The organism is Burkholderia pyrrocinia (assembly GCF_018417535.1).
Classification (GTDB): Bacteria; Pseudomonadota; Gammaproteobacteria; order Burkholderiales; family Burkholderiaceae; genus Burkholderia; species Burkholderia pyrrocinia_E.
In genome coordinates this window covers 3300589-3307718 of the sequence record NZ_CP070978.1, presented here as the reverse complement: position 1 = coordinate 3307718, position 7130 = coordinate 3300589, and the positions used below count along the sequence as shown (strand labels likewise).

The following is a 7130-nucleotide window of genomic DNA, read 5'->3' as shown; positions in this document are numbered from 1 at the left end:
GTGCGTGACGGGAGTTTACCGCTAATCTGGAAACGTCACGCGACTGCCGCCACCTGCCCGGCTATACTGGGCCCATCGGGTGACGCGCATCACGCCCTGCCTGCCCTGCATCGACCTGCACACGGAGAAAGCGAATGAGTACGACTGTCGCGCAGATTCTCAAGGCCAAGCCGGATTCGGGCCGCACCATCTACACCGTTACGAAGACCGATCTCGTCTACGACGCCATCAAGCTGATGGCGGAGAAGGGAATCGGCGCATTGCTCGTCGTGGACGGCGACGACATCGCGGGCATCGTCACCGAGCGTGACTACGCGCGCAAGATCGTCCTGCAGGACCGTTCATCGAAAGCCACCCGCGTCGAGGAAATCATGACGGCCAAGGTGCGCTACGTCGAGCCGTCGCAAACCACCGACGAGTGCATGGCGCTGATGACCGAGCACCGGATGCGCCACCTGCCCGTCCTCGACGGCGGCAAGTTGATCGGCCTCATCTCCATCGGCGACCTCGTGAAGAGCGTGATTGCCGATCAGCAGTTCACGATCAGCCAGCTCGAACACTATATCCACGGCACGCCCGCGGTCACGTCCGTCTGACCCGCTCCAGCAAAAAAGGCCCAAACGCGTAAGCGTCTGGGCGGAAAGCCGCCGGAATGCGGCGACGGAGGTTCTGCTCCTGCGGGCGGACGACGCGCGCAAATGGCGCGCGTCTCGTCGATTAAGTGGTGCGCTCGGGCAGACCGGGGACGTTCGGTTAGTTGCCGAAGTAGACCGAGTTCACGGGATTCGGTGCTTCCCGCGTCATGCGACGGCCCGCTTGTCCGGCACCCGTTGCCACCGCACCGTAGCCGCTGGTATCGGCCTGCGCGAGCATCGGCTGGTTCGGCTGGATCCGTTGTTCGGCTGCCTGGATATTGCTCGGATATTGCGAATCGCTCGCCAGCGGCTTGTAGCCGTTCTGTTCGAGTTGCACGAGTTCGGCCTTGACCTGGTCGCGGGTCAGCCCTTGTTCGGACTGCGCAAACGATGCGATCGGAGCGGCAAGTACGGATGCGGCGATGGCTGCGTAGATGATCGACTTCATGATTTACCTCCGGAATATGTTCTGTTTTGACGTCGCCTCGGCAGGACTGTCTGAAGCGATTGAGTCCAGTGTAGTTCTCGTCATTCCAAGGGGAAACCCTTGGTTTGAACATACAGCGTTGCGATTTTGGCAAATATCGCCGACTGTTTACCGACCGGGCTGCCACCACTTGCTTCATCTGCACAACAATCGCTGACGGAACGCCGACAGCCGGATCACATATCCCGAAGGTTGTGTTGTAGAATCGTAAGGTTTTATTAGCCAGTCGATATTCCATCCATCATGTACGCGCTCACGCCCCTTTCGGTTTCGCCGTCCGGCCCGGCCGGCGTGCGCGCGCGCGCCGGCCATCCGGCGCATCCCCTCGCTCGACGCACGGCCCAGGCGCCGCTCGCCCCTGCCCGGCGCCTGATCTGACGGCTCGGTCTCCTCCCGGAGCCAGGTCAGACAGGCTCCGGGCGATCCCCATAGGCACGCCACGCCTGCCCCTGCCGATCATTTGGAGAACTTCCATGAAACAACGCCTTTACCAGTTGACCGAACTCGACGTCGCTCGCCTCGAGAAGCACGCCGAGCACAACCCGCGATTCCAGACGATGCTCGACGCGCTGCTCGAGCGCGCCGACATCGTTCAGCCCGACGCCATCAAGGCGAACGTCGTCACGATGAACTCGCAGATCACGCTGCTCGACGAAGCGACCCAGGAACAGGCCACCTGGACGATTGTTTATCCGGACGCCGCCAATCTCGAACTCGGCCGCCTGAACGTCTTCTCGCCCGTCGGCATGGCGCTGCTGGGTACGCAGCGCGGCCAGATGGTCAAGGTGATGCAGCCGAGCGGCGCCGAAAAGCTGATGAAGGTCGCCGCAATCGTGTTCCAGCCGGAAGCCAACGGCGAATACACGCGCTGAGCCGCCGGCCGGCCAGCGCCGCGCCGCAACGGGCGCAGAACGGAAAAAGCGAGGCACAGGCCTCGCTTTTTTGCGTCCGGGCAATCCGGATCGTCGTCATTGCAATTCGCACACGAAAAAAAGGCGCCCGAAGGCGCCTTTTTCGAAGCTGCGAAGCTGGTTACCCAGCCGTCACGCTTAGAAGCGGTGACGCAGACCAACCGTTGCTGCGGTTTGGTTGATCGACGAGCTCGGCAGCGTGTCAGCGTCGCCGTTGTAGATCGATGCGCCGCCTGCGTTCTTCGATGCACGTTGGTACACAGCTTGTGCGTACACGTCCGTGCGCTTCGACAGAGCGTAGTCAGCTTGCAGGCCGAACTGGTTCCAGTGCGCGCTGCTGCCGTCAACCTTCGCGTTCGTGTACGTGTAAGCAGCACCCAGGCCGAGAGCCGGCGTCAGGTTGTACTTTGCGTTGACTTCGTAGTTGTCAGCGCGCAGCGAGCCGCCGCCGTTCGCTTGGTTGTCCAGACGCGATTGCGTCCATGCTGCACCGACTTGCGCCGGGCCGAATGCGTACGCAGCAGCTGCACCGAACGTACGGTTACGGCCTTGTGCCGTAATCGAGCTTGCACCTGCCGTGTTCAGCGGGCTGCCGATGTTGGCTTGCGAGTACGCTGCACCCAGCTTCAGGCCTTGGTACTGGTACGACACGCCGCCGCTGTATGCACGGTTGTTGCCGAAGTTCGTGTTGTTCGAGAACGAGTACGTGCCGCCGAATTGCAGGCCAGCGTAGTTCGCGCTCGTGTACTTGACCGTGTTGTTCAGCGCGACGTCGCCGTTCGTGCTCAGACGGTCATTGTTCAGCGGGTGCGCGAAGTACGTGCCGCCCCACGAACCCGTTGCCGTCAGCGGCGCCAGGTAGTCTTGCGTTGCGTCGTACTGCTTGCCCAGCGTGACCGTGCCGTACTGGCTCGACAGGCCGACGAATGCTTGACGGTTGAACATGCCGCCGTTGCCGTTCGCGAACTTGCCGTTACCGATGTTGAAGCCGCTTTCCAACGTGAAGATTGCCTTCAGGCCACCACCGAGGTCTTCCGAGCCACGCAGGCCGAAACGGCTCTGGTCAATGCCCGAACCCATCGACCACAGCGACTTGCCTTGGCCGGCTGCGTTCTGGACGTTGCTTTGGTAGGTGATGCCTGCGTCCAGCACGCCGTACAGCGTGACGCTGCTTTGCGCGTGAGCGACGGTAGCGAACGATGCTGCAGCTGCTGCAACGATCAGAGTCTTGTTCATTCGTGGAGCTCCCTTCTAAAAAGAGGCAGGTCTCGCGACCTTGTTTCATAAACGGTCTTCAACCGCCCGGGAACGCCATCGGTCCTGCTGGCCGCGCCCGGATAGTTGCCCGTTTGGGAACCGTGAGTTTAGGGGTGTACCCTAGGGGCGCGATCCGCGAATAAAGAAATAAGCTTTTCCAGAACTAGAAATAATGAAAACGGGGCCGCGTTATAAGTATTTGTTTTGATGCCTTTTTTTGGCTTCTTGACGGCGGCTTTTTGGAGGCTTTCATCGCACCATTCTTTCATGTCATCGTCTTGACGGTTGCATAGAAACAACAAACAGGTTCGATGGGCACCCAGAAATCGGTAACTTTTGCCTATTTCTGCCTCGAATACCGAGCTTCGATCGTCTGGAACGCGTCTGTCGAACAGTAAACAGGGAGCGACGCCCGTGCAGCGGGCCATGTCGGCCCGTCGGCCCGCAGAGACGGAAAGGTCGATCTTCGCCGGCTGGCGGCCCATCCACGTGCCGTGACACGCGGTAACAGCCTTGACCGCTCGCGTAACCCGGCCGGCGGACCGGCAGGCTAATGTAAGGCAGCCTCTAATACAGAACAGGACACGTCATGAATCGACGCTCGTTGTTGCGCGCCATCGGATTGACCGCCGCCTTCGTCGGCACCGGCTGGCTCCGCGCCGCCTCAGCCCAGCCCGCGCCGCCCGTGTACCGGCCGTCCGGCCCGAACCGCGTACCCGGCGGGCCGCCTTATTCCGACCGGCCGGGCTTCGCGCCGCCGGCGGCTCGGCACGACCGCCGACCGCCGCCACCGCGGCCGCATGGCTATATATGGACCGACGGCTACTGGCGCTGGCAGGGCGGCCGGTATATATGGGTGTCCGGCCGCTGGGTCGCACGGCGCCCCGGGCGTCGCTGGGTGCCCGGCTACTGGCGTCGCCAGGGGCAGGTGTGGGTCTACGTCGACGGTTCGTGGCGATAGGCGGCTGCCCGGCTCCGGCTCGTGGCAGGCCCGCAGCCGGGCAATGCGTGCGAACCCGCGCCGTCCGGCCACGGAATCATGGTGCCCGGCAGGCGCGCATGTGACCTGCACAGGTTGCCTCAGTCGGGAACGATCCTGACCGGCCAAACCGATGCCCAGGCGTCCAATCTGCCAGCGTCGATAACCGACACGCCCGCCAATCGCCAGCGTGTAATCGCGCATCAACAGAATTCCTCCCAGCCTCCCGGCGTGCGTATCGCACGCCACCCAACAAAAGACGGCAGGTTTCGCTCGCCCGGATGCAAGGCCCGCGATTCGGACGTCGAGTCGCAAGCACATTGCCGTATTCGCAACGAACACGGCAAAGCATCGTCAAGCCTCCCATCCTGACGGGTTCCTTCGGATAACGAAATCATGCGCTGCCGATGCAGTGCATCGAGCCCCGCTCCATCTGCAACGCACCGCCAATCGACAGAGTGGCGCATGCATCCCGCTCAGCGCCCGCCGCCCTCCTGCTCCCGCGCACGACGGCGCGCAGCGCAGATCGCACGATGATGCTCATCGGCCCACCGGATCATCGCCTGCATCGGCGTCAGGAACGAACGCCCGAGGTCGGTCAGCGCATATTCGACACGCGGCGGCACTTCGGCGAACAGCGTGCGGCTGACGAAGCCGTCCTGCTCGAGCCGCTTGAGCGTGCGCGACAGCATTTGGTTCGACACATCGCCGATCGCGCGGCCGAATTCGTTGAAGCGCATCGTCCCGCCGGACAGCGCCTCGAGCACGAGCAGGCTCCACTGGTCGCCGATGCGGTCCAGCACATCGCGGATCGGGCACGGCTGATCGAGTTCGACGGTTTCGTCGGCGGACGGGAACGGCATGACTGGATTCTCTTTCACGGGCAACACACGGTCACCGCGGTGTGACCTGTTCATACCGCGGTGACTTCTTGTGACGGGTTCGCGGCAACTGTACCATTCGATCGGCCCGAAAGCCGCACGTACGGATTCGCCAGTTCAACGAAGCATGACGACGCAGCCCGTCGTCGCGACATCGCCGCTCGTGACGGCACCGGATTCGCGACGCACCCTGCATGTCGATACGGCATGCGTGCTCGCGCCCACGCCCGCATCGCCCGCCGATCAAGACGATCGGCGTAACCCGCAGTCGCGCATCGCGCGCCAACCGACGACTCGTCAGACAAGGAAAACGCACCATGTCATCGCTCCGCTCCCCCGTTCGCGCCGTTGCCGCGTTCGTCCTGCTGGCCGCATCGGCGGCCGCATTCGCCGCCGGCCCGGCCACGCGCGACCTGGCCGCCGAGGAAGCCAACCGACAGCTCGTGCTGACGTTCTACGACCGCTTCTTCAACAAACATGAAGCGGTCGAGGCCGCCGCCGTCGTCGCGGACGACTACAAGCAGCACAACCCGCACGTGCCGGACGGCAAGAAGCCGTTCGTGTCGTACTTCGTCGGCGCATTCGAGAAGAACCCGGCATCGCGTGCGCGCATCGTCCGCAGCGCGACCGACGGCGATCTCGTCTATCTGCACGTGCATGCGACCGAGCGTCCGGGCGATCGCGGCGAAGCGGTCGTCGACATCTTCCGCGTGAAGGCCGGCAAGATCGTCGAGCACTGGGACGTGATCCAGCCGGTGCCCGAAACGGCCGCGAACCCGAACACGATGTTCTGACGCGCGGGCCGCCATGCGGCGCGCCACAATGCGCGCCGCCCGTCGACGGGCGATCGGCCGCCCGCCAGGCAAGCGCGACTGCCCCGCGCCTGCGAAGTCCCCTACAATCGAGCTTCGCCTCCGCGGCGGCCGCCGGCTCGCACGACCGCACCGCAGGCCGCCGCCCCGCAGGCGCGCCGCCGCACGCGAAGCACGGCCGGCGCGGGCGGCCGTTCGCGAAGACGGTGTCAACGATGAGCCCCGCCCATATTTCCCTGAGCAACGCCGGCGACCTGGTCGCCAGCCTCGGCAGTCCGCAGTTTCCCGCCCGGCTTTGGGCGTGGCTGCGCGATACCGTCGACCCGCAGTCCCATTACAGCGTCGCGACGCGTTACCGGCGCGACGCGCCGTCGCAATCGGTCGACAGCGTCGACGTGCTGTTCTTCGCCGGCGGCGACGATCCCGACGGCACGCGCCATGCGCTCGATCTGTATACACAGGGCGACTGGCGGTCCGACACGCTGCTTCCGCATATCGAGCGCGTCACCGATTCGCAGCTCGTGTTCTCGTGCAACGAGGAAATCGACACCGCGACCGAATACGGCCGCCAATTCGCGCTCGGCGAGCTCGGCGAGGACTGCACGCTGCTCGGCAGCGAGCGCGACTATGTCTACGCGTTTTCGCTGTTCCGCCGGCGCGGCCAGCCGTCGTACACGCTGGCCGAACTGGCGCTGCTGCGGCAGCTCGGCGATTTCGTGCTGCCGCTGCTGATCCAGCATGCGCGGCTCGCACGCCTGACGCCGCGCTCGGACGACGGCGCGCTGCTGCAGCGCTTCGAACAGCGGCTGTCGGGCAGCGGCGCGGCGCTGTCGCAACGCGAACGACTCGTGTGCCGCGCCGTGCTGCAAGGCCGGCCCGTCCCGCAGATCGCCGACACGCTCGCGCTCAAGCCGAGCAGCGTGCGCACCTATCTCGAGCGCGCGCTCGCGAAGCTCGGCGTCGCGAACCGGGCCGGGCTCTTCGCGTGGTGCGTGACCGAAGACGACACACCCGATGTGTCGCGGTCACTAAATAACGCCGCCACCTCACCGCAACCGCTCCCACCGCCTTTGTCGCGCGTTGTCCTCAAAACGATGACAGACAGCCGGCTCTCCCGCTCCTAGTATCTGTCTCACCCGACGACAGGAACGCGTCGGATGCCACGGAG

8 protein-coding genes are annotated in these 7130 nt (G+C 64.2%); 5 read left to right on the top strand and 3 right to left on the bottom strand.

From position 1 onward, the window contains the following. Positions 1-134: 134 nt before the first annotated feature. The gene (locus tag JYG32_RS33040; protein WP_174380593.1) at positions 135-596 is read left to right on the top strand and encodes a CBS domain-containing protein; all 462 of its coding nucleotides are present in this window, start codon (positions 135-137) and stop codon (positions 594-596) included. Positions 597-753: 157 nt separating this feature from the next. On the opposite strand, the gene JYG32_RS33035 is transcribed toward JYG32_RS33040, so the two are convergent. Continuing rightward, complete coding sequence (locus JYG32_RS33035) at positions 754-1083, bottom strand: DUF4148 domain-containing protein (RefSeq protein ID WP_174380594.1); 330 nt, start codon at positions 1081-1083, stop codon at positions 754-756. 512 nt (positions 1084-1595) lie between these two features. On the opposite strand from JYG32_RS33035, the gene JYG32_RS33030 reads away from it, so the two are divergent. Then, positions 1596-1994, top strand: coding sequence for a GreA/GreB family elongation factor (locus JYG32_RS33030; protein ID WP_213266424.1), 399 nt, complete (start codon positions 1596-1598; stop codon positions 1992-1994). 177 nt (positions 1995-2171) lie between these two features. Here the strand turns inward: JYG32_RS33030 and JYG32_RS33025 are convergent, their stop codons facing one another. Continuing rightward, positions 2172-3269, bottom strand: a complete 1098-nt coding sequence (locus JYG32_RS33025) for a porin (protein ID WP_174380596.1) — start codon at positions 3267-3269, stop codon at positions 2172-2174. Between the two features lie 610 nt (positions 3270-3879). Between JYG32_RS33025 and JYG32_RS33020 the strand changes: the two genes are divergently transcribed. Continuing rightward, complete coding sequence (locus tag JYG32_RS33020) at positions 3880-4251, top strand: YXWGXW repeat-containing protein (protein WP_174380597.1); 372 nt, start codon at positions 3880-3882, stop codon at positions 4249-4251. Between the two features lie 494 nt (positions 4252-4745). Here the strand turns inward: JYG32_RS33020 and JYG32_RS33015 are convergent, their stop codons facing one another. After that, a complete protein-coding gene (locus JYG32_RS33015) occupies positions 4746-5132 on the bottom strand; it encodes a winged helix-turn-helix transcriptional regulator (protein ID WP_213266423.1) in 387 nt (128 codons plus the stop codon). Between the two features lie 335 nt (positions 5133-5467). Here JYG32_RS33015 and JYG32_RS33010 point away from each other — a divergent pair, with 335 nt between their 5' ends. Next, on the top strand, positions 5468-5944 hold the full coding sequence (locus JYG32_RS33010) for a nuclear transport factor 2 family protein (protein WP_213266422.1): 477 nt from the start codon (positions 5468-5470) through the stop codon (positions 5942-5944). A gap of 233 nt (positions 5945-6177) precedes the next feature. Continuing rightward, positions 6178-7086 (top strand): helix-turn-helix transcriptional regulator, encoded by a 909-nt coding sequence (locus JYG32_RS33005; RefSeq protein ID WP_249744808.1) that lies wholly within the window; start codon positions 6178-6180, stop codon positions 7084-7086. Positions 7087-7130: the final 44 nt, after the last annotated feature.